Here is a 22,751-nt window from a genome sequence, read left to right on the forward strand (position 1 = left end):
AGAGCGTTACACAGTAGTAGAACATAAGAGACAGTCCAGCATACATTGTTGATGTAGTTGGTAGAAATAAGAAACAAATAAAAAGAAGCTATCTTCTTTACGTCTTCTTTTTTTATGTTAGCGATATACTCCTACTCTTTTCTCCAATAAATCTTGCAAGCAATCTTCATGTTGTTTACAAAATAACGGAGGCATTTTGTCTAACGGGAAAAACTTCAAATCCAACGTTTCATCACCGTCTACTTTTTTCTCTCCTCCGGTAATTGAGCATGAAAAGACTATCACAATTGACTGGGCTCTGTCTCCATTTGGATATGTTTGAAAATATTTTGTATACACCCCGATAAGCTCATTTATTTCTACATCATAACCTGTTTCTTCTTTTATTTCTCGAATCGCAGTTTCTGCGGCAGATTCTCCGATTTCCATTGCACCGCCAGGAAACCCCCAAGCGTTAAAATCACCTCTTTTTTGCAGTAATACTTCTCCATGTTCATTCAACACACAACCACCCGCAAAGTTTAAGAAAACGCAGTCGTGCCCTACTTTTTCACGTAATTCTTTTATATAATTAGCCATGCTCTTCCCCTTTTCATACATCTTCTATCGCTATTTCTTATCTTTTTCAAACAATTCAATAATTCGATCTAGCTTCTGGTTCATATTGATCACATGTTGTTTTTTCATAGTGTTATTTTGCAATAATCTTTTAATGAACAGAGTAAATGATATGAAAAACAAAACGATAAGCCCGACTACTAAACAAGTATATATCAATGTAAAAATATTACTTTCGAACAAATTCATTCAGATTCCACATCCTTCCTCTTTTTATTTTATCATACAATTCCGATTTTTGAAGCAATACATAATAAAAAGAACACCTTTTACAGGTGCTCTTTTTCATTTCTTAATACGTAAATGTAATTGTCGCTAATGAATAATCTGCCATTGCACTATATGGTGCTACTTGATAAGATACACGCTTTGCATCTTTTGGCCAATTTATTTCATTTAATACTTTCTTTATATCTTGCATTGTTCCATCCATGGACTGCTTATATCGTACTTCTACCTTTTCTGGCTTAGAAGCGAATTGTTGCTGTAATTTTTTCTTGAATTCATTGTAAGTTTCCGCTCCATATTGTGCAGATAAATACTTTAAATTTGTTTCTTTTAGCATTTGTTCATATGCAGCAGTTTTTGAACTACCGGCTTTTATTTTACTTGTTAATTCACCAAAGTAACTTGTAGTTGCTACTGGGTATTTACTTCGATCCCAATCATGGTCTTTACTTAATTGCTCGTCAGACATATTAAAATATGAATATGTTACGCGCCCAGCTTTATCTGGTACTGGATCATCGAATGTAGTATCAAGATGATACCATTTGTTTTCAATGTTCACTAAATTCCATGCATGAGCTTGTCCATTTCCTGTACCTGTTACAATATGATTTTGAATACCTGCTTCTTTTAGTAACTCATATGTTAATAATGTATACCCTTGGCAAACTGCAGAACGATTCGCTAACGCTTCATATGCTGTATACGCTTGATAAGACGTATCATAAGATACATGTTTTACAACGTAATCATGAATAGCTTTTACCTTCTCATGCTCATCCATTCCTGGTTTTACAATTGAACCGATAATTGTTTTTGCCTGAGATTTTACATATTGTGTTTGCTCTTTTGATTCGCGGTATTTCACTTGCAGTGTAAACGTATAGTTCCCTGGTAACCCTTTAATAGAATATTTAGTAGACGCTACATTATATTTTACATACTCATCCGCATCTACAATTTTATTATATTCTTTGTATAATCGGTCCATAACATCTCTAGCATTTCTATCTTTTGTTTTATATGCGATTGTAATATTTTCATCTCGATTATCAATATGTTTTTTTAATTCTTTTCTGAAATCATTTAACAACTTTGCATCTGATTGTGTTGTCACTGTAGTCGGATTCGTAGCCGCATAAGATACAGATGACGCCTGTAAGCCTCCCATTGCTATAGTTGAACAAAGTACGACAGCTGTCACATACTTACTTGTCTTTCCCATCATGTCACTCCTTACATTCTATAACTATACGAAAAAGTATCGTATAGTTTCAGAGTATACAATACTTTTCAAAATAGGTCATATGAGATTATGCATATTTAACATTGTAAAAAGGTTGTTCTTTTTACAAGAACAACCTTTTTCATTAACAAGTTTGTAATACACAGCATGTATTTTCAAAATGTTGATTTTTCAAGTCTTCATTTCCAATACAGAAATAAAGCATCCCTAAATCTCCCCACATCATATTACAATTTTTAGTATCTGAATCAATTTGGAATAAGAGCGTCATATGCTGTGGATCTATCCCCATATATTGTCCAGTCTCGTACAATACCTCATCTTGTACAGAGAATGGCTCCCCAAACATTTGATGGTTGTCATAGTTATCTGGGATTAGCTCTTCAAGTAATTGCAAGAAACGATCTGAATCAGCCTCATCTTCAATGAAAAGCTCTGGCAATTTATACGTCAGTTCAAAAGTAGTTGCGCATTGAGTATACTTCGCTTGCGTCTCATTTTCTCTACATAATTGTTCTACAGGGATATCATAATAAAGTACACGCCCTGCTTCAGTTGGATTCACATCTTCTTCAAAGTAATTTTCAATGCTAAAGAAATATAACATCCCTGTTTTAGGAAGATTGTGATCCATACCAACATTTTGTAAATCGTTTAAATTAAATTGAGCGATAAACTGTAACGGATTTCCTTTGTGCATTGGGTATTCAAATGAAGCTGGTAAATCAGGAATTCCTCCCATTTTCGAACTACCTATCGCAACTGTTTCCTCCTGCTTTGGCACAACTTTTACACAAGGAAATACAGTATTAATAAGTTCCTCTTTTAAATGTGTCAGCCCATATTTATCAATTAATACTTCAATTTTCTTTTTCATAATTTCTCCTTACATTTCTATACTTATTTGTATCATAGCACAAAGATTATACTCCATTCTTTGTAAAAACAACAAGCCTCCCAAAAAACGGGCTCTTCCTCCATACGCGAACAAGTTTAAAAAAGCATAGTATACATTGTTCCTACAAACACGATAGTTCATTATTTCTTCCAGTACATTTTCCCCTCGTTCATTTTTATTTTTAATTTAAGGAGGAATTCCACATGGGTTACGGATATAGTTGCGGTGGCTACGGCGGTGGTTATGGCGGTGGTTACGGTTACGGCGGTAGTTGCGGTGGATGTGGTTATGGAGGTTTCGCTTTATTAATCGTTTTATTTATCCTTCTAATCATCATCGGAGCTAGCTGTTGGGGCGGCTTTGTAGGCTGCTAGTAAATTAAAAAACTATTGTAAAAAAGCACGTACAATACGTGCTTTTTTGCCATTTTCAAATCTTTTATTCGAAAGGAAGTATGATTGATGAAGATTGATGGTGTTTTTGAAGGAGGCGGTGTACGCGGAGTTGCGCATGTAGGGGCAATTTGCGCGTTAGCTGAAAAAGGCTATGAATGGGAGCGTGTAGCTGGAACATCAGCTGGTTCAATTATCGCAGCGCTCCTAGCAGCAGGATATTCTTGTTCAGAGTTAAAAACGATAATAACTGATATTGATTATAATAAATTTACGAAGAAAACCTTTATTGACAGAATCCCGTTTATTGGCAAAGGATTAAGCGCATGGACTACTCTTGGTATTTACTCTAATATTTTTATAGAAGAATGGATTGAAGAATTACTTCGAAAAAAAGGAGTTCACTTATTTACAGATTTACCTGATTTAAATAAGCTTAAAATTATCGCTTCTGATATAAGTAATGGTAAAATGGTTGTCTTCCCCGATGATTTGCCGAACTATGGATTTTTAAATTATCGCTTCTCTATTGCTAAAGCTGTAAGAATGAGTAGTACAATCCCCTTCTTCTTTGAACCCGTAAAATGGAGAACCCCCAAATGGAAGCAACCCTGTTATATGGTTGATGGAGGGATTTTAAGCAATTACCCAATTTGGATTTTCGACTCACCTACCTCTCCTCGCTGGCCGACTTTTGGGTTTCATTTTGTAAAAGATGAGATTCAAGCTGATCCTGCCCACTATAACGAGCCTATCTCCATGCTCAAAGGACTATTTAAAACAATGATGCAAGCCCATGATTTACGTCATTTAGACAAGGAATCTAAAGCAAGAACGATTACAATTCCAACGGGATCCATTACAAGTACAAACTTTGAGTTAACAAAGGAAGAAAAAGAGTGGCTTTACAATTCTGGTTATAACGCCGCAAATAAGTTTTTACAATCTTGGAACTTCAGACAATATATTGATGAATATAGAAACGGAAATCAGGACCGAAAAACAAATCGGTATTTCCGTCAACTTGACTCATAATACTATTATTTTTCATACGAGAACACTTAACGCTTTCAAAAAAAGTAAGCCTAGTAATATCATATATTACTAGGCTTACTTACTTCTTGCATAATTATTATACGTTGCTTAAGGATAAGTTAACCCTTCAGCTTCCTCCGCAGTAATAACTGTGTATCGATTTCCCGTTCGTAATCCTAACAATTCTGCTTTTTCAATTGCATCCTGCTTCGTCTCCGCATAAGCAGCTAAATATTTATCCCCATCGATAATTTGGCAAATTACATATTGTTTCATTATTTTCTCCTCTTACATTTTCATTAGTTGTGCAAGTTTTTTTATACCTATTTCAATTTCTTCTAACGTTGCGTATGAATATGATAGGCGCAAAAATTGGTTTGCACTTCTATCATACAAAGTACCTGGATTTAATAAAATCTTTTCTTTCAAAGCTTTGTCAAATAAGCTACGGTTCGAAACGGGTACATTCATATGTAACCAAATATAAAAACCACCTGTCGGTTCATACCATGTTGCTATATCATGACAATATTTCTCTAACATTTGTAACATAAAATCTCTGCGCTTTTTCAACTTAATTCTTACAAACTGTAAATGTTCATCATACAATCCATTTGTAAACCATTCCGCTGCAATTTGCTGGGATATAGAACTTGAACCATAATCTGTTTGCATTTTTATGTCTGCCAATCTTTGAATGACTGGCTCAGATCCAACAATCCATCCAATTCTTAATCCTGGACTAATTACTTTAGACATACTCCCTATATGTAGTACAATTCCGTTTTTATCATATGCTTTTAAAGGCTTTGAAACAGGCTCATCAAACCATAAGTCTTGGTACACCGCGTCCTCTATAATAGGCAATCCAATTTCATTACAGATTTCCATCACTTCTATTCGTTTCTTCGCATTCATGCTAAAGTTCGTCGGATTATGAAAAGACGGGATTGTATATAAAATAGATGCATTAAATTGCATCTTATATTTCGTAATATATGATGCATTTAAACCATTCTCATCCATCGGTATTCCAATTAAACGCATTCCTGCTGATTGAAATACATTAAGCGAATATAAATATGATGGCTTTTCTAATAAAATTGACGCTCCTTTCGGAAGAAGCCCCATAGAAATAAGTTGCAGTGCTTGAATTGCCCCTGAAACAATTAAAATAGAGTCAGGAGATACATATACCCCATGCCCTTTTAAATATTCCGCAATTTTTTCTTTTAAATAAAGATTTCCTTTCGGTTCCTCATACCCAAGTTTAACATTTGATTGTAAAATTTTATTAATAATTTCCTTCATCTTTTTCTCAGGTAAGAGACTTGGCGCGAGCTCACCTGTTCCTAATCGAATTACATTGGGAGTAAATTCAGCTTGATTAATCTCTTGTACAGCAGGAAGATTTGGATAATGAAGCCCTATTTCCACATAGGACTGCCAGTTAGGAGGAGGTGCATATGTGGCAGTACTCTCACTATTATTTATAACAATTTTATTCCCTTCCGGCCATTCCCCTCAATATACCCTTTTGCTACTAATTCATCGAAAGCCATTACAATTGTACTTCGATTTACTTCAAACGTATGTGCCAAATCTCTTTGTGAAGGTAATTTAGTTCCAACTGTCCATTCCCCATTAACAATTCTTTCTTTTATATAAGATTCTATTTGTTTATATAATGGAATAGGTGAAGACATATTAGGTTTCCAAACTAACCTTTCCATCATATCACCTCAATTTTTTTGGGTTGGTAACCTATCCAACCATATGGATGGATACAAACTTTCATTTCTTCTATACACTATCATAATTAATCACATTAAGTAGGAGGTAATATAATGAATGAAGCAATTATTCACGGTATCATCCTTGCATTTGGTCTTATTATTCCATTAGGTGTCCAAAATGTTTTTGTCTTTAACCAAGGTGCGAGCCAACCAAATATTTGGAGAGTAGCCCCTGTATGTAGTATTAACTGCATCTATATGTGATACGTTGCTAATTTTAATTGCTGTACAGGGTGTCTCCCTTGTGCTCCTAACTTTCTCTTGGTTAACAACCACCTTGTATTTGATTGGATTTTTCTTTCTTATGTATATGGGCTGGGTTATTTGGAGAAGCGATCCTGCAAATGATGTAAAGCAAGAAAAAAGTATGCCTTTAAAAAATCAAATTATTTTCGCAGCATCGGTTTCATTACTAAATCCACACGCAATTTTAGACACCATTGGTGTAATTGGAACAAACTCTATCCAATACATAGGAAGTGAAAAATGGGCTTTCACTTTTGCAACAATTATAGTTTCTTGGATTTGGTTTATTAGCTTAGCTTTAGCTGGAAAATTCCTAAAAGGATTAGACTCAACAGGAAAAACGATTACGGTATTAAATAAATTTTCAGGACTAATCATATGGGGAGTCGGGCTTTACATGTTAAACAAGTTATTTTTCCTAACTAAATAAAATGAAACTTTAATCAGTGGGGGTTTCCCCACTGATTATTAGCCCACAAATAGCAGACAAAGATAACCGCATGCTAATTACATAGCATACAATTCTCTTTCTAATTATGAAGTCGGTTCCGGTTTCTGTTTTACCATCATTGTATCTTTTGCTGGTTTAATCCAAATGATTGCTATGACGGCACCAATAATAGCGAAAATACTTGTTAAATAAAACACTTCATGATCCGTCCCTTTCATAAAAAAAGAATAAAGGGGTGGTCCAGCTGCTACACCGATAAATCGCATTGAACTATAAAATGACGTAACTGTTCCTCTCTGCTCTTTTTCAATTCCTTGTGTAATGAGAGCATCTAAACAAGGTAGTGCAATACCTATTCCAATCCCCATAATAACAAGACAAAGAACTAGTAAATAGATTCCTTTTAGGAATAAAGGTAAGAAGACCGATACAGCAGCCAGTAAAAATCCAATATAAATACACTTTTTCATAATATCTTGTTTATCTCCAATTTTTTTTACCAGCCATATATGAGCTAAGTGATAGTACAAGCAAAGGAATAGCGAGTACACACCCTTTCCATATACCATGAATGTCGTACTTCGACTCCAGTATAGTTGACAGATAAAAAAGGATTCCGAATAAAATAAGCATAATAATTGCACCTAATATAAAAATGGCAATTAACCATCTTCCCTTTTCCCGAAACGTAGAGATAATAGATTGAACAAACTCTTTCAATGGCGGGACTTCTTCTTCTTGTTTCTTCGCCTTTACTAGCACCAATAATAAAACAATCGATATTACACATAAAACTGGAATTGCCCAAAATGGTAAGAACCATACAATTGCCGCAAGAGCTGATCCTAATATGGGACTCAATACTTTTCCAAATGTATTTGACGTCTCAATGATTCCTAAGCCTGCACTAACCTGTTTTTCATCTTTATATAAATCACCTACACATGGTATCACAACTGGCATAGCACCAGCAGCACCGATCCCTTGAATCGCTCTTCCGATAAGAATCCAAACGTAAGGATTCTCAACTTTCCATGATACCCAGCCCGTTATCGCTCCTCCAATAGCTGCAATTAATAAACTTGGAACCATTACCATCTTTCGTCCCCATCTATCTGATAAATAACCAGCAATCGGTATGAGTATAATTGCAATGATAGAATAAATTGTAATAATCATGGATACTTGGAAAGATGAAATATGTAATTTCTTTTCAATGGTTGGCAGGATTGGAATAAGCATTGAATTACCTAACGTCATAACAAGTGGAACTGATGCAAGTGCAATTAAACAACAGTTTTCTTTTTTAACATGTTGATTTCGGAACCTTTCATCATATATTTCTTACCATATAATAGCCCTGCTGGAAATTATGTTCACATTCCACCAGGGCTATTTCATCTTTACTACATTCCATTTACAACAAAAGAAATTGGATAAAATATAGCATTACTCCTATTCTTTGAATCCTGTTCACAATATATCCATACCAATTACTTGAAAATAAATAAAAAAGAAAGGAAGAATCCTTCCTTTCTCCTATAACCTTCTACATTTAGCGAGTATATCCGCCACCAAGCTGTTGTTCTGCCATCGCTACAAGGCGTTTTGTAATTTCACCGCCTACAGAACCGTTTGCACGTGAAGAAGTATCAGCTCCAAGTTGTACACCAAACTCTTGTGCAATTTCATATTTCATTTGATCTAGAGCTGCTTGTGCTCCATGTGATGCTAATTGATTAGCGTTACGATTTCTAGCCATTACCGATCACCTCCTTATATATATTAAATTGTATCAAATCCGAAATTAAATACATGGTAATTTTTGGTTATTCCTAAAATAAAAAAAGAGTCTCCTAAACGAGACTCTTTCATCATTTCACCTTATGAAGTTACTACTTCTAATTTTTTATTCGTTAATGCTCTCATTTCTTCTTTTAATATATCCTTCGCATTATGTCCAAACCACTCAAGTGAAGCAAAATGTTCAGTATCTCTCACTTCCCGGATGATTTCATCATAATTTACTATACCTTCAAATAATGGAACCATTCCTATACGACTTCCAGCAGCGGCATATACATTATTTGGTTCAAACACGTGTAAATACTCCGCCGATGATATATTCTTAAAATGGTAATGTTGTATCCACGGCTTTAGTCGCTGGAAACTATCTATCGGGTCTGCACCAGATTCCCATATATGAAGAAAATCTAGGTTTATTTTCAAATATGGATGATTTACTTCTTCTAACAATTTCACAGTAGACGGTAAAGTATCCGTTAACGTATTTGGATGTGTTTCTAATAGTACATACATATTATGCTGGGCAAATTGATCACAAATCATGCGAATTCGCTTCACATACTCTACTCTCTCTTGCCCCGAGAAATCCTCACTACCTTTTTGCCCGGCAAACGTACGAATTTTATTTGTATTAAACCAATTAGCTAGTGTTACCAGCTGTTCACATTTTTCCATCGTTTTTTGAAAATCTGCGGATAATGATATGTCCAAGTAATCACTTATCATCGTGACCTCTAAATTTTTATCCTTTAAACAATCTATTTCTCGTTCTGTCGTTTCACGCTCTTGTATATATAAATTTTGTGCATGAGTCCCCCACAACTCAATTCCTTTAAAACCGTTTTCATATGCAAATTGAACAATATCAGTAAATGAAATTAATTGATGGCGAAATGAAATTGTACATAGCGAATATTTCATAGGTTTGAACTCCCTTATCTTAAATTCAATGAACTTGTATTAGTTAAAACAGACTGATTTGTTTTTCATATCTTTCCATGACAGAAACTGTTTTTCTAATTCATTCTTAATCTGCAGTTCAATTGTATTCATTTCATCAAGTTTTCCAACAATCGCTAATAACATATCTTTATTTTTTGTCATTACCATTTTAATAGCACGGTACTGTACATTTGTAAATCCTTGTACAATGTCTTCCACTCGATCACACCAATAATCAAATTCTTGCTCCGAATATTGTAAAGTTTCACGGAAGTATGCAAAGGCATGTTCATAGCTATATTTACGTATTGCTAATACGGGTATTTGCTTTACTGCCGCTACAAGCCCGGAAAGTGAATACCCATCCTCTTCATTTACCATTTTTTATTATTATTTTTTTTAATTCCATAGTTAGCTCATTATCATCCTTTTTGAATGTCTCCATGAAATAACTTTCTACCACCTCTTGTGTTGGCTCCTGAATTCCTTCTATATCAATGAAATAGCCTCCACCAAATGGGTTGTCTTTAACAGAATGGAGCACTTCTTCTCTTTCCATATTCCCTTCCCAGCGAAAATCAGGATCAAGCACGAACCATTCGTCTTCTTTCTCTGTCTTCGATATCATTAAGTAATGCGGAAACGGTTTTTGATGAAATTTATTTTCTCTCTCAGGCAATAAAGACATATCAACCATTACAATTACGTAACGATTTTCCGGTTTATTTTCTACTAATTCTAAAAATGTTTCTATATTGATACTCTTATCTTTTGAATGATCGTACCATTCGTTCACTTTAATACCATACAATCTTTCATACCAGAGCAAGTAGTTATCATGGTTAATGTTTTCGGAATGATAAGAAATAATCCCGCCTTCTGTTATATCAAAATCTCCATCCCATAATCCGAAATAAAATGGACGGTAATCTATATCGCTACGCCTTTTTATAATTTCACAAAAACAACTCACTAAACAGTGAACTTTAATTGAAGTCATACTCTCATCCACTTTCCTAAAGGTTAGTTATTCACATTTACTTCGTGTAACGGCTGCAAGTCTTCCATAAAATCGAGCAAAGATCCTACAGTAAGAAACGCCTTTGGGTCTATCTCATCCTCTGGAACGCATAGCTTTAAATCCATTTCTATGTATACTATGAGCTGTAACATCATTACCGAATCTATATATAAATCTTGATTTAAATGCATCGTTTCTTCTAAATGCGTTACATTTTTCAGTTCCATTTTTTCTCTCATAATGCTTAAAACTGCTTCTTTTAACATTTCACGACTCATGTTGTCATCTCTCCCATCTCTAATAACTTCCGACTTACTTTCCCTGTTTTATTTTTCGGAATCTCTGCTACATTTTCAATTTCATGCGGCACTTTATAAGACGGTAAATGCTGTATGCACCATTCTCTTATTTGTACTGGTTCAATACGAGAGACTACTTTTGCTTTTACTATTTCTCCCATCACAGGATGCTTCCCGCGATATACAATTGCCTCCTGAATACCTTCTAATCGAAGCATCGTTTCCTCCACTTCTATAGGAAATACCTTTAAACCGGATACATTAATAACATCATCCATTCGCCCCATAAAATGAAGGCCTTGCTCAGATTTATACCCTAAATCTTTTGTATAAATCTCCTTTCCAGCAATTTTCACTACGATTTCTTCAGGTTCATCTTCATTTGAACCTATGTTAATACTTACATGAGGAAGTGGTTTTCCTAAATCTAAATGTGTTTCCATAGCATGACATATACTAATGCAACCAGCTTCAGAACAGCCGTACTGCTGCATCATATATTTCGTCATTCCTTTTAACTTATAAAATAGCGTTTCTGGTAATGGTGACCCTGATGTCATAATTTTATGAAACTGGAAAGTCCCTTGCGGAAAACTCCCCATAATATGTAGCATAAGTGGTACTGCGTATATGATATGTTTTTCGGTATTACGAACTATATTTAATGCGAATTTAGGGTTTTTATTTGTAATGATTATAGGTTTGCTACCTCTCGTAATTGCTGATAACGTACCACAAATTAATCCATATGAATGTGAAACTGGAGCCATTACAATTGGAACTTCGTCTTCTTCACATTTTAAAGCTTCATTGTAAGCAGCAATTTCCGTTTCAATTTCCGTCCATGCTCTACGAATTAGTTTTGGCTCTCCTGTTGTGCCTGAACTATATTGTAATAAAGACGGTTCTTCTTGTAACAGATTTGGAACTTCTAATTTTGTAAAATCGTTACTTTCTCCGTATAAAAGTGCAGTACACTTTGCACGCTCTGCTATTTCAATAGCTGTATCCTTTGGCGTATCTTCATGAACAAGTAGTACAGATGCTCTTTTTTCTTTTAGGAAAAACACAAGCGTAATAATATCGAATGGATTTTTCAGACAAAGTGCAAATCTATTTCCTTTTGCTTCTTGAAATTGTTCCACTCCCTCGTAACCTTGTAATCTCAATTCAAAATCATTTTTGCTAAATTCTTGTTTATTAACGATTAGCATGATTTCCCCCTGTAACAACTGATTTTTGTATTGTAAGTTGCTTTGCACTATACAACGGATTTGGAACTTCATGAACAAGTGATTCCACATCCATATATAAGCGCCGCTTCGTTAATTGCTCTGCATGAAATGTAGGTGCATATAATTGTAATGCTTCAAAACGTTCTTTCAGATGCGAAAATCTTTCAAAATGATTTTCTATTTCTTCAACAAGAATGATCCAAAATTGTTCCTCTTTCAATTGATACTCATCTGCCAGCACGAAAGCCAGTTCACCTAGATTGAACAAGAACAGCGCATCTAAAACCATTTCTTGCAAACATTCAATACGGTCCATTTCAAAGAAATCATTTTTTTGACCATTCGCATATGTTTTATGCATTTTAGTAAAGTCAGGACTTTTTTCGATTTCTTTCAAAAATGGACGATAAAACTCCAGCCCTTCATGAAAATCTTTTAGTGCAATACGGACTGGTAGTCCTTCTTCATGAACTAAAATCATGTTTTGTCCATGTGATTCTAATGCGACTCCATGCTCTACAACAAGGTGTATAACTGGTATAATTGCTTTTTGAATAAGCAATTGAAACCAGCTTTCTACTCCATATCTCTTTAACCACAAATCAATAATTGGTGTCCCATCTTTTCCCTTGGCATATAAACCGTTAAATGGGATTGCCTCTTCTTTCTCATCCAAATATTTATGAACACTTTCACGCCAAATACATCCCAATGAGCCATATGTAGCTTTTTTATTCGCATCATACGTAACACTCGAAAATTCATTTAACAAAATTAAACGCAATTCATCCCTTAAATAAGGATCATGCTCTACTACATCTTTTAACCAATTCGAAATAGCAGGTGCACTCACAACCGAATGTGGTTTTAATGTACGGATAGTAGAAGTATTAAGTAAATTCATTGATAACTTTACATATGGTTTCGCTCGGTTCGTAACATTTCTTAATGTCCGCATCGACTGCTGGGCACAATAATCATCTTCTGATTTCCCTAAATAAATTATATATTTACTCTGAATATGGTCAGCATAATTCGGAATAATAAAGTTCTCCCACTGCCAAGGATGAACAGGTATAAACATATACGCCTTCGAATTACAACCCATTTTTCGAATACGATCCATATACTCTTCGATTTTCTGTTCACCAATTTCTTCTTTTAAAGTACCGTTATAACTCTCTTCACTTTCATATCCTACAGTCGTATATTTCTCATGAACTGCAATCCATATAATTTTCATTGGTTGCATAAATTCAAATCCATATTGAAAATTATCACGATATTGAAATCCGATGCGTGCTTTATAGCTAGGATGATATGGATGTCCATCTATTAAATAGCTTTCAAGCTCATCATAAGATTTCGCAAGATAGTCTTCTTCACGAATTCTCTCATATTGTGCAATTGTATCTTTAAAAATTGTTTGTTCTAATTCTTGTGCAAAAGAATCTAATTTCGTTCGATCCACTTGAATAATTCGAAAAATCTCCTGTAAAAATTGTGAAACAGATTGTGTTTCTTCTTCCTCAGCTTGAACTCTCATTATTAATGAATCATGTAAACAAATACGCCCAAATGTCATACGTTCTTGTCCATAGCACCGGTATGTTACATTTTGATTCTTTTCATCAAGACCTTGTATAATAAAAAGTATTTGCTCTCCCTTTTGTATACGAATCGGTGTAATGATTTCTTCATAAATTAACGATTCTACTAACTGTCGTAATACTCTTCTTCTTACTGAAATGTACTCTTTTGATTGGAGTGCCTTCAATATTTTCATGTGATAAACTTCTTCTTTCATAAATCCCTCCGCTATAGTACGGAATATTGAATTCCATTATCTGTATTACGTGAAATTTTAACACTGCTTATGAACGAACAGCCACTTCTCTAACGAGTGGATTATCTACTTGTACATAAATTGCTTGCTCTAAAGGATTTGTCAGTTCATCAACGTCGAAAAATCTCGTTAGTAAATTTGCTTTACATGCCAATTTATTCTCTTCCAACAATTCACTTAAAAATGTCGAAGGTTCGCGGTTATATGGAAGGAATGATTTAAGTACAGACCTTAATTCAGAAAGCAGAATTTCCTCCTTTATTAATCCTGCTGTACCAAAACCATTAATTAGTCCAAACATATGATTGAAAATTAAATAGTAACGAAATCTTTCATCTACAATGTAATCATCATATAAATTCCCAGTGCGTTCGCCAATACCGGCTAGTTCATTAGCTAACACTGACTTCATTGAATTGCAGAAATAAAAACCTTGATTATCACGGAAGTAAAACTTAACTGGATAACCATCTTTCAATTGAACAACACTATTTTGTTGATGCGCTTCTAATGCAACGCCATAACGTAAATACATCCATACCATTGGCTTTAAAGAGATATTCATATATCGTCTAAACCACTCTAGGCTTACTTCTTCACAGCTTCTACCTTCTAAATCCGCTAAGCGATGGATAATATTTGCTAAACGAGTTCTTTCACCCGGAATTGCATCTTGTACTAATCCAGCGATAAGCGTTGCATCATTTTCATTTTCACTATAAAATGTGTTTTCTCGAATAATTACTTCAAATCCAGACTCTTGTGCCCCGTATTTTAAAGTAATAAAGGCCGGATCACATATAAAATCAAATCCTGGAAACTTTTCTAACACCTCTCCAATTTTAGTATTCAATATTTCCTTACCTTCAAGTCCACTCTCAAGTTCCTTCAATTTATTAATACGCATTGAATTCGTCACCTTTACAGGGAATGAAAATTTAAGCATGTACTTGGAATGAGGATGATATAACGTCCTAAGTGATGATGTCGCCATATAACACTTACCTACTGAACCGATATATTCAAGTACACCTTGATTTATCCAATTTTGCACATAAGATTGATGTAATAACCATTCTGCTTGTAGCGGATGGATTGGAATTAATGAATATTCATCTTCTTGACAGTACTTTTCAATAAATTCTTGACCTACCTTTTCATCGTTCTTTAATTCTTTTTTTATCATCGCCGTTGTGGAATCTTGTAACAATGATTTTTCACTGACTATACTTTTATGTGCCCGAAAATAGTGAAGTTGGCATTCCCCTTTTAATTCAGGAGAATACATTGAGCTTTTCCAATCCAATATACCTTGTCTACTCTTTGGGGTAGGATGAGTTAAATGCCCAAATAATAAAGATTGCTCCGCCTCTATAAAAGTTGTATGGAAACCGTATAATTCAGCTGTATCCTGCTCCCTTCCTTGTATAAACTTCTCAATATTTTGACAACTACGAATAACTCGAAGCATAAGTTCATCAGGATTCGTACCTTCTCCATAGTTAATAGACATTTCTTTTATTAAAAACATAATAACCGTAATATAATCTGCTTTAATAACATTTTTATTTTCGCCAATTTGGTAATAAAATTGTTCTCCAAATAGATGACGGTCCGTTGACGATTTATATATAACTTCCCCATACAAAGTAACGTTTTGTGCCGATAACCGACAGCATAAATAAGTGGGGATAGCATCTCTTTGAAATGAATGGCAGAAAATATCTTCTATCCTTTTATCCTCCGTAATCCATTCTCCACTTCCTGTTTCTCTTAAATAACAATTTAAAAAGCTTTGTATTGTTGCATGTTCCGCGATTTGTTTCGCATGCTTCATACTGCTCCTCCTCTTTTAGACGAACACTATCATTTTTTTGTAAAACTTCTGACAGTTGAATTTTATTATCAATTATGATTCTAATTGATAATGATAATCATTTCAAGTAATATTTCAGAATTTTTTTATCTAACTAAACTTTTCATCTTTTCAAAACGTTTAATCCATCAACAAAAAAATACACCAATATAATAATTGATGTATTTTTTCATTTCCACACATTAAGTTTACATAATAATATTATTATGTTCTAAATTTTTAATAATTCGTATAACCTATCCATATCTCGCCAAGCATATGCTATTTCTTCTACATTTAGTCCTTCTAAAAATTTCGTGTCAATTTTTTCCGGATTATATTTTTCATAAAACTTTTTAGAAGGGTTATTAGCAACCACCCAAACTAACAGAGATTGCATATTATCTTTTTTACAATTCGATAGTAAAGCTTGAAATAATCTTTTTCCTATCTTCATTCCTTGATATTCTTGTAAAATGTATATTGCATATAATTCCCCATCACAATTATATGTACCTGTTCTTTCAACTCCACCATCAATAAATCCAATTATTTTACCATTTAACGTTTCTGCTACAAACCTATATTGATGCTCATCTTCTTTTTGAAATATACTTTTCCATAGCTTTTCTCGTTGTTCATACGTTATATTGTCTAAAATTTCATTAGAGAATATCTCTTTATACGTTGTTTTCCAACTACCTACATGCACTTTTGCTATTTCTCCAATATCCTCTTTTGTTGCCAATCTAATATGTATCTCCATCATACTCATCCCCCTTAGAAAATAATTATAGCAAAATGTTTGTATGCATAAAAAAAAGAGTGAATTTTCATCACTCTTTTTTATCTACTTTCCACTTCAACTGAGACAACACGATCAATCTCTTTTAGTGAACTGTATAACTCAGTTGTATATAAATCTTCTGGAGCTAAAATAACCATCTCCAATTGCTGAAATGCTCCATTATCAATATCTTTAATTTTCACTCGTTTCACATGCATACCTAAATTTTTAATTTGCTTAAATATACCATCTAATTCTTGATGCTCTTTTACAGTAATTTTTATAGATAAGTCCTTTTGTCTTAATGAATACGGGCCTGCAATTTTCACAATTTGAGGAAGTACGTTAATTGCTAAAATGATTAAAATCATAGCAACAGTCGCTTGTATATAAAATCCTGCCCCAATTGCAATACCTAGTGCAGAAGCGGCCCATACCATAGACGCAGTCGTTAACCCTGAAATAACGTCATTACTTCTTCGTAAAATTACCCCCGCCCCAAGAAAACCGATACCACTAACAATTTGGGCAGCTAATCGCATTGGATCCATATTCGTATGACCCGGTACAGAATATACATTTACAGATTCAATTGAAACCATTGTAATTAAACAACTTGCTACAGAAATAACCATACTCGTTTTCACACCAAGCGGTTTATTCTTTAGCTGCCTATCTATCCCGATGAATAATCCTAAAAAGAGTGCTAAACCTAATTTGAATAAAAATTCATATGACATATTTCATTCTCCTTACTTTACAATGTTTTCCTTCGAATAATACACTATAACTCTTTTATGATATCAATTCCAGTCTTTTCTATTCATCCAGCAACAAAAGCCGAAAAACATTTTATTACAATGTTTTTCGGCTTTTTCTATAGTTTTTTATCGAGATTAAGATACTCCTTTATTTCTGTTCTTTAATCTTAATCTGTGCATCTTTGTAAAATGCTAATTTACTGTCATTATACTCTTTTGTATGTTTGTTAAATTGTTCTTTCGCCTTTTGAGCTTCCACATTTAACTCATTAACAGTTTTAACTTTTTCACCAATTTCTTTTAACTTCGTTTCTTTTACTTTTAATTTTTCATACAGCTCTTTTTCATTCGCTAACGCCTTCGTGTAATCCTCATTCATTTTTTGGAATGCTTCATAACGGTTTTTATACGACTCTTCTACCGCTTTAGCTTGTTCTTGTAATTTCTTATCTTCAAGCTTCTCTATATTGCTTTGAACTGATTTCGTCTCCTTCTGAGCTTTCTCTAACAGTTCTTTCTCGTTTTTCAATACTTTCTCACGTTCATTTACATTTGCAGTAGCTTCCTCTATCTTCTTCGTGACTGCTTCATTATGTTCTTTACCCTCTTGTAAAATTTGAGAATATAGTTCTTGCCCTTGCTTTTCTAATTGCTCTAACTTTTTCGTATCATCAGCTAACGATTTTTCTTGTGTCGCTGCTGTTTCAAAAGCCGTATATAAATTTTCTTCTGGTTTTTCACCGAAACAACCTGATAATAATCCTACTGATAATGCTCCAACTACTGCTACTTTTCCATACTTCAACTTCAATTCCTCCAATTACATACGGTTATCGTGCCAGAAATTCACTGGGAAGTGATTCTCTTCATGGTATGCTTCAAATTCATAACCTTTTTCTTTTAGACCCTTTAAAATTGCTGGTATAGCAGCAACTGATTGCGGGTGAATGTCATGCATTAAAATGACCTCTTGCGGTTTTGTTGCACCAGCTAATACATTTTGAGCGATTTGCGCTGCCGCTGCATCAACTGGTACTTTATTGTATTTCCAGTCTAAAGAGTCAATTGTCCAGTCCCACACTTTTAAACCATCCTCAACTACTTTATTTCGGAGACCTTCATTTAAACCAGGCATCGATCCGTATGGAGGACGTGTTAATTTAGGGGCTTTCCCAATAATATTTGCGATTAAGCCTTGATCTTCTTTCATTTCATTAACATACTCGCCATTTTTATATAACTTCGCAAAATTGTGTGTCATACTATGCATTCCAACATAATGTCCTTCTGCATTTTCACGTTTTACTAAATCAGGAAACTGTTTCACATTCGCACCAATTAAAAAGAATGTCGCCTTCGCATCATGCTGTTTTAACATATTCAATAATTCAGCCGTATATTTTCCTGGCCCATCATCAAATGTAAGGTAAGCAACTTTTCTTTCCTGTCCATTAAAACGACTTGGTGCCGTTTTATTCATTTCAACTTTCGGTTGTTCACTTGCAAGCTGTATTACATTTTCTTGTTTCGCAACAGCTTTTGCTGGTGAAGTAATTGATTGAAACATAAAATACCCAATAGCTACTGTTGCAATCGCTATTATAACAACTACTACTTGTTTAATTTTAAAAGCCTTTTCCATTCTATCGAATTCCTCTCCCTATTAATCTCATATATAAATCACCCAATATAATTATACATCTATTTATTTTTATTACACTATATAAACATACTTTATGTAAAAATTATAGTGGGAGTGTTATCAAAATTGTTGTTCCTACTCTTTCTCTACTTGTAATACTAAGCGTACCACCATGAAGATCCACCATTTTTTTGACGATAGCTAATCCAATACCTGCGCCTTCAATATGGTTATTAATCTGATAAAATGACTGCTCTATAAATGGTAGATGTTCTTTAGCAATTCCTATACCTTGATCTGTTACCTTAATCACGGCTTTTCCTTCACTTTTGGCCGCTTCAATGTAAATTGTACCTTTTTCATTTGAATATTTAATAGCATTATGAATAATATTTAGAAAAACTTGTTTTAATCTATTTTGATCTCCTACTAGTTCTACTCGTTCTAAATTAGCAACTAGTTGAATCTGTTTCTCTTCTGATTTAGGAGTTAATTGCCAAATCGTCTCTTCTAGTATATCGTACAATTGCACCTTTTGTTTATATAAATTAAAATGATTTGACTGCAATCTTGAAAAATCTAGTAACTCTTCTACTAAATGTATCAATCGGTCTGTTTCACCTGAAATAATTCCCATACCTTGCTTTATTTCTTCATCTGTTAAATGATCTACTGTTTTTAACGTCTCACTCCACCCTTTAATTCCTGTTAAAGGTGTTCGTATTTCATGCGAAATAGAGGCAATAAATTCATTTTTCATTTGCTCAGCTTTTTCTATTTTATCGGCCATATAATTTAAACTATGTGCTAACTCACCTAATTCACCAGGATAATCTTCTTTAATTTGCTCCTTTAATGTACCTTCTGCAATTTGCGAAGAAGCATGAATAATAGATTCGAGAGGTTTCACAAACGAATTCGCCAATCGTCTACTTATTAAAAATACGATACCTGAGATGACAATTCCAACTGAAATAGTAAACATAATAATTTCAATAATCTTTGCATTTACATCCGTTAAAACAGTCATATATTTCAAAACACCGATAGTTTGTCCTTGATGAATAAGTGGACTAAACACTTCTAACTGTTTCACGTTATCTTTCGTAGTAGTAACTTGATGATACATTTCCCCTTCTAGTAAAGAATACGGAATAACTACTTTACCTTCTACCTTTTGTCCACTGGACGACTGTATAATCGTACCGTGACGATCAATCAATTGTAATTCCGTTCCTTCTAATTGGAAACTCTCAATTATTTCTCCGCTATATTCTTGCAATCGAATAAAATATAGTGAATTGTATTCCGAGAAAAAACGTGTACTTGTCTTTGCATGAGATTCAACATATTGCACAATACTATTACAATAATATCGATAAATTGAAACTGAAAATGCTACTTCAAATAATACAAGCATTAGTGTAATGACCGTCATAAAATATAAAGTCACTTTCCGTCTCATCTTATAGTTTCCTTCCACACATATCCTTTTCCCCACACAGTATGGATAAACTCTGGTTCTGACGGATTACATTCTATCTTTTGACGTAACCGTCTCATATTTACATCGACTACTTTCGTCTCACCTACGTAATTAGTTCCCCAAATCATATTTAAAATTTCATCACGTGAAACCGGCTTCGAAGCCTGATTCATTAAATACTGTAGTATCATGTACTCTGTAGGGGTTAAATCAACTAATTGTCCACCTTTATATAATCTTTCTTCTATGATATTTAACGAAAACGGACCAGACGTGATTGTATTCGTTGTTTCTTCATGTACTTCTATCCTTCTTAATAAAGATTGTATACGTGCAATTAATTCTACTGGACTAAACGGCTTTGCGATATAATCATCTGCACCAATTCCTAGCCCCTGTACTTTATCTTCATCTTGTACACGCGCTGTTAACATAATAATGCCCATTTTTTTATTTTCTTCCCGCATAGCTTTACATACTTGAAAACCATCAATCCCCGGTAACATAACATCAAGTAGCGCTACAGCAACAGTATGTTCACTTAAAATCTGTAACGCTTCTTCTCCAGTACTAGCTTCTAATACATAAAATCCAGCACGTTTCAAATTTAAGACAATAAAGCTACGGATTGGTATTTCATCTTCTAAAACTAAAATTGCTGACATAATTCCCACCTCCCTACTCTTGTTGATAATCCGCTAGCGGTTTTATATATGCTTTTACTTTTTCAAATTTAGACTGCTTCGGTACTGCATATACGTGAGAAGCCGTTTTAACTGCTGCCTCGTATCCTTTTATTTTGAACCATTCTTTCCGCTTAAAAATATGGACTTCAAGCCATATTTCATTTGTAGTTACATCCATAAATTTTTGAACATCCGATGCTTCTTGCTGAACTGGGACAGTTATTTTTCCAATTAGCTCTTGAGGGATTTTGACAAAATAACCTTTATCTATATTGACATATCTTTCTTCTATCGGTTTAATTCCCTCTTCACTCCACTGTATATAACGTTCAAACATTGTGCTCTCTCCATACGATACCTCTTCCCAACCTTTTGGACGCACAGTACGAACAAATTCAATAATGCCGTCTTCATTAACGTCTTTACTTTCCACAACATAATCATTAAATAGATCTTCTTTCCCGTCTATAGGTAGTCCCTCATAATGATCTTTATCAAATTTCGCTACATATGTTATACCTGAATGAGCCCCCACTCCTGCATCAATTACAACTGCCTTTGACGTGTTAGAAATACGTCCCATTTGTATTCTTTGAATACTATTTATATAAGGATCAAATGTAACTTCTGACATTGTATTAAACTGCTCAATGAACTCAACTTTCAATTGCTCATCTTTTTTATAAGTAACAAGACTTATATCATTAAGGCCATTTTTATTTAAATCCTCTATAAATAACTTCGTATATTGCCGATTATAAATCTCCTTCATATCATCATTTTCTTCCGAAAAAGCATACATTACATGTTCTAAAGATTCACGACTTACAGAGATTCCAATTAATAACTCCCGCTTCCCGTTCCCTGTAAAATCACCGACTTTAACGATATCTATATCCTCACCATCAAATGTATGAGTGGACTTTAGTTTCCAGCCCTTGCTGCTTTCCGCATAAATAGCTAAATATATACTCCGATCTTCATTCGGTAATTTATAAAATACGATTGCTTCTTTTTTATTATCTTGTTTAAAATCCATTGACCAAATCATCTGTTTATCTTTATTAGACATTGGAGTAAGCAACCGATAATTAACAGGCAAATCTTTATCTATTTGCTCTCTTAATTCATTAATCCACTTTTCATTTGCAGGAGCTTCCATTAAACTCGTCGGAGCTTCAGATATTTTACATCCAGTCAATATAAAGACGATTCCCATAATGCTTATCCATTTCGGCATATGATATCTTTCCTTACTACAGATTTTAAGTATTTTTTTATACTTTTTGCTTCTCCAATATTCTCATACATATGAGTATAATTTTTCTAAAATAAAAAATCGTTACAGAAAAGTTACAATTGTATTCCCATAAAAAAAGATAGTGAGGACGACGTACGTTTACTTTACTTTACTTACTTACTTACTTACGTCGTTCGTCGGTTCGTACCGTAACTACGTACGTCTACTACTTACT

The 22,751-nt window shown here is 34.0% G+C and carries 20 protein-coding genes and 4 pseudogenes; 3 read left to right on the forward strand and 21 right to left on the reverse strand.

Translation table 11 applies throughout. The annotated features are described in order from the left end of the window. Positions 1-117 precede the first annotated feature (117 nt). The 4 genes from CDB3_RS14505 to CDB3_RS14520 all read right to left on the reverse strand — a co-directional run bounded on the left by CDB3_RS14505 (position 118) and on the right by CDB3_RS14520 (position 2,969). Positions 118-579 (reverse strand): NUDIX hydrolase, encoded by a 462-nt coding sequence (locus CDB3_RS14505; protein ID WP_071745638.1) that lies wholly within the window; start codon positions 577-579, stop codon positions 118-120. Between the two features lie 30 nt (positions 580-609). Beyond that, on the reverse strand, positions 610-807 hold the full coding sequence (locus CDB3_RS14510; RefSeq protein ID WP_128854976.1) for a DUF4083 domain-containing protein: 198 nt from the start codon (positions 805-807) through the stop codon (positions 610-612). Between the two features lie 103 nt (positions 808-910). After that, positions 911-2,071, reverse strand: a complete 1,161-nt coding sequence (locus CDB3_RS14515; protein ID WP_128854989.1) for a transglutaminase domain-containing protein — start codon at positions 2,069-2,071, stop codon at positions 911-913. A 145-nt stretch (positions 2,072-2,216) separates the two neighbouring features. Then, positions 2,217-2,969 carry a YwqG family protein gene (locus CDB3_RS14520; RefSeq protein WP_128854977.1) on the reverse strand — a complete coding sequence of 251 codons (753 nt, stop codon included), beginning with the start codon at positions 2,967-2,969 and terminating at the stop codon, positions 2,217-2,219. A 224-nt stretch (positions 2,970-3,193) separates the two neighbouring features. Here CDB3_RS14520 and CDB3_RS14525 point away from each other — a divergent pair, with 224 nt between their 5' ends. Together CDB3_RS14525 and CDB3_RS14530 are read left to right on the forward strand one after the other, a co-directional pair. Then, positions 3,194-3,364, forward strand: coding sequence for a YjcZ family sporulation protein (locus CDB3_RS14525; protein WP_002200815.1), 171 nt, complete (start codon positions 3,194-3,196; stop codon positions 3,362-3,364). 87 nt (positions 3,365-3,451) lie between these two features. Continuing rightward, positions 3,452-4,417, forward strand: a complete 966-nt coding sequence (locus CDB3_RS14530) for a patatin-like phospholipase family protein (RefSeq protein WP_128854978.1) — start codon at positions 3,452-3,454, stop codon at positions 4,415-4,417. Positions 4,418-4,525: 108 nt separating this feature from the next. On the opposite strand, the gene CDB3_RS14535 is transcribed toward CDB3_RS14530, so the two are convergent. Both CDB3_RS14535 and CDB3_RS14540 read right to left on the reverse strand, forming a co-directional pair. Beyond that, entirely contained in the window at positions 4,526-4,693 is a 168-nt protein-coding gene (locus CDB3_RS14535; protein ID WP_000816371.1) for a DUF3933 family protein, read from the reverse strand. Positions 4,694-4,705: 12 nt separating this feature from the next. After that, positions 4,706-6,150, reverse strand: a pseudogene (locus tag CDB3_RS14540) (aminotransferase-like domain-containing protein). Positions 6,151-6,264: 114 nt separating this feature from the next. On the opposite strand from CDB3_RS14540, the pseudogene CDB3_RS14545 reads away from it, so the two are divergent. After that, a pseudogene (locus tag CDB3_RS14545) lies at positions 6,265-6,889 on the forward strand (LysE/ArgO family amino acid transporter). Positions 6,890-6,993: 104 nt separating this feature from the next. Here CDB3_RS14545 and bcbE read toward each other — a convergent pair. The 15 genes and pseudogenes from bcbE to CDB3_RS14620 all read right to left on the reverse strand — a co-directional run bounded on the left by bcbE (position 6,994) and on the right by CDB3_RS14620 (position 22,516). Next, positions 6,994-8,247, reverse strand: a pseudogene (gene bcbE, locus CDB3_RS14550) (bacillibactin exporter BcbE). 218 nt (positions 8,248-8,465) lie between these two features. Continuing rightward, positions 8,466-8,672 carry an alpha/beta-type small acid-soluble spore protein gene (locus tag CDB3_RS14555; RefSeq protein ID WP_000113539.1) on the reverse strand — a complete coding sequence of 69 codons (207 nt, stop codon included), beginning with the start codon at positions 8,670-8,672 and terminating at the stop codon, positions 8,466-8,468. Between the two features lie 122 nt (positions 8,673-8,794). Further along, on the reverse strand, positions 8,795-9,637 hold the full coding sequence (locus tag CDB3_RS14560; RefSeq protein ID WP_128854979.1) for a sugar phosphate isomerase/epimerase family protein: 843 nt from the start codon (positions 9,635-9,637) through the stop codon (positions 8,795-8,797). 39 nt (positions 9,638-9,676) lie between these two features. Beyond that, positions 9,677-10,658: pseudogene (locus CDB3_RS14565) on the reverse strand (DUF6005 family protein). Between the two features lie 23 nt (positions 10,659-10,681). Beyond that, positions 10,682-10,957 carry a petrobactin biosynthesis protein AsbD gene (asbD, locus tag CDB3_RS14570; RefSeq protein ID WP_097829786.1) on the reverse strand — a complete coding sequence of 92 codons (276 nt, stop codon included), beginning with the start codon at positions 10,955-10,957 and terminating at the stop codon, positions 10,682-10,684. Beyond that, positions 10,954-12,192, reverse strand: coding sequence for an AMP-binding protein (locus tag CDB3_RS14575; RefSeq protein ID WP_128854980.1), 1,239 nt, complete (start codon positions 12,190-12,192; stop codon positions 10,954-10,956). Before CDB3_RS14575 ends, asbD begins: the two co-directional genes overlap by 4 nt. Next, complete coding sequence (locus tag CDB3_RS14580; protein WP_128854981.1) at positions 12,179-14,020, reverse strand: IucA/IucC family protein; 1,842 nt, start codon at positions 14,018-14,020, stop codon at positions 12,179-12,181. The genes CDB3_RS14575 and CDB3_RS14580 overlap by 14 nt, the downstream gene beginning before the upstream one ends. Before the next feature lie 67 nt (positions 14,021-14,087). Next, positions 14,088-15,896, reverse strand: a complete 1,809-nt coding sequence (locus tag CDB3_RS14585; RefSeq protein WP_128854982.1) for an IucA/IucC family protein — start codon at positions 15,894-15,896, stop codon at positions 14,088-14,090. 250 nt (positions 15,897-16,146) lie between these two features. Further along, entirely contained in the window at positions 16,147-16,683 is a 537-nt protein-coding gene (locus CDB3_RS14590; protein WP_128854983.1) for a GNAT family N-acetyltransferase, read from the reverse strand. Between the two features lie 77 nt (positions 16,684-16,760). Next, positions 16,761-17,441 (reverse strand): MgtC/SapB family protein, encoded by a 681-nt coding sequence (locus tag CDB3_RS14595; RefSeq protein ID WP_000119498.1) that lies wholly within the window; start codon positions 17,439-17,441, stop codon positions 16,761-16,763. Between the two features lie 169 nt (positions 17,442-17,610). Continuing rightward, on the reverse strand, positions 17,611-18,267 hold the full coding sequence (locus CDB3_RS14600) for a YkyA family protein (RefSeq protein WP_128854984.1): 657 nt from the start codon (positions 18,265-18,267) through the stop codon (positions 17,611-17,613). Positions 18,268-18,282: 15 nt separating this feature from the next. Beyond that, positions 18,283-19,104 carry a peptidoglycan-N-acetylglucosamine deacetylase gene (locus tag CDB3_RS14605; RefSeq protein WP_128854985.1) on the reverse strand — a complete coding sequence of 274 codons (822 nt, stop codon included), beginning with the start codon at positions 19,102-19,104 and terminating at the stop codon, positions 18,283-18,285. A 103-nt stretch (positions 19,105-19,207) separates the two neighbouring features. Further along, on the reverse strand, positions 19,208-20,569 hold the full coding sequence (locus CDB3_RS14610) for a sensor histidine kinase (protein ID WP_128854986.1): 1,362 nt from the start codon (positions 20,567-20,569) through the stop codon (positions 19,208-19,210). Then, positions 20,566-21,255 carry a response regulator transcription factor gene (locus CDB3_RS14615; RefSeq protein WP_128854987.1) on the reverse strand — a complete coding sequence of 230 codons (690 nt, stop codon included), beginning with the start codon at positions 21,253-21,255 and terminating at the stop codon, positions 20,566-20,568. The genes CDB3_RS14610 and CDB3_RS14615 overlap by 4 nt, the downstream gene beginning before the upstream one ends. Positions 21,256-21,268: 13 nt before the next feature. Beyond that, positions 21,269-22,516 (reverse strand): hypothetical protein, encoded by a 1,248-nt coding sequence (locus CDB3_RS14620; protein ID WP_128854988.1) that lies wholly within the window; start codon positions 22,514-22,516, stop codon positions 21,269-21,271. Between the last annotated feature and the right edge of the window lie 235 nt (positions 22,517-22,751).

The sequence above is a fragment of the Bacillus sp. CDB3 genome, from assembly GCF_002081505.1.
Taxonomy (GTDB): domain Bacteria; phylum Bacillota; class Bacilli; order Bacillales; family Bacillaceae_G; genus Bacillus_A; species Bacillus_A cereus_AT.

Coding starts and splice junctions, on each gene's coding strand:
- CDB3_RS14525 (WP_002200815.1), top strand. CDS start 3,194: ATGGGTTACGGATATAGTTGCGGTGGCTACGGCGGTGGTTATGGCGGT.
- CDB3_RS14575 (WP_128854980.1), bottom strand. CDS start 12,192: ATGCTAATCGTTAATAAACAAGAATTTAGCAAAAATGATTTTGAATTG.
- CDB3_RS14510 (WP_128854976.1), bottom strand. CDS start 807: ATGAATTTGTTCGAAAGTAATATTTTTACATTGATATATACTTGTTTA.
- CDB3_RS14505 (WP_071745638.1), bottom strand. CDS start 579: ATGGCTAATTATATAAAAGAATTACGTGAAAAAGTAGGGCACGACTGC.
- CDB3_RS14610 (WP_128854986.1), bottom strand. CDS start 20,569: ATGAGACGGAAAGTGACTTTATATTTTATGACGGTCATTACACTAATG.
- CDB3_RS14555 (WP_000113539.1), bottom strand. CDS start 8,672: ATGGCTAGAAATCGTAACGCTAATCAATTAGCATCACATGGAGCACAA.
- CDB3_RS14615 (WP_128854987.1), bottom strand. CDS start 21,255: ATGTCAGCAATTTTAGTTTTAGAAGATGAAATACCAATCCGTAGCTTT.
- CDB3_RS14520 (WP_128854977.1), bottom strand. CDS start 2,969: ATGAAAAAGAAAATTGAAGTATTAATTGATAAATATGGGCTGACACAT.
- CDB3_RS14605 (WP_128854985.1), bottom strand. CDS start 19,104: ATGGAAAAGGCTTTTAAAATTAAACAAGTAGTAGTTGTTATAATAGCG.
- asbD (WP_097829786.1), bottom strand. CDS start 10,957: ATGAGTCGTGAAATGTTAAAAGAAGCAGTTTTAAGCATTATGAGAGAA.
- CDB3_RS14535 (WP_000816371.1), bottom strand. CDS start 4,693: ATGAAACAATATGTAATTTGCCAAATTATCGATGGGGATAAATATTTA.
- CDB3_RS14515 (WP_128854989.1), bottom strand. CDS start 2,071: ATGGGAAAGACAAGTAAGTATGTGACAGCTGTCGTACTTTGTTCAACT.
- CDB3_RS14530 (WP_128854978.1), top strand. CDS start 3,452: ATGAAGATTGATGGTGTTTTTGAAGGAGGCGGTGTACGCGGAGTTGCG.
- CDB3_RS14620 (WP_128854988.1), bottom strand. CDS start 22,516: ATGCCGAAATGGATAAGCATTATGGGAATCGTCTTTATATTGACTGGA.
- CDB3_RS14595 (WP_000119498.1), bottom strand. CDS start 17,441: ATGTCATATGAATTTTTATTCAAATTAGGTTTAGCACTCTTTTTAGGA.
- CDB3_RS14585 (WP_128854982.1), bottom strand. CDS start 15,896: ATGAAGCATGCGAAACAAATCGCGGAACATGCAACAATACAAAGCTTT.
- CDB3_RS14560 (WP_128854979.1), bottom strand. CDS start 9,637: ATGAAATATTCGCTATGTACAATTTCATTTCGCCATCAATTAATTTCA.
- CDB3_RS14580 (WP_128854981.1), bottom strand. CDS start 14,020: ATGAAAGAAGAAGTTTATCACATGAAAATATTGAAGGCACTCCAATCA.
- CDB3_RS14590 (WP_128854983.1), bottom strand. CDS start 16,683: ATGATGGAGATACATATTAGATTGGCAACAAAAGAGGATATTGGAGAA.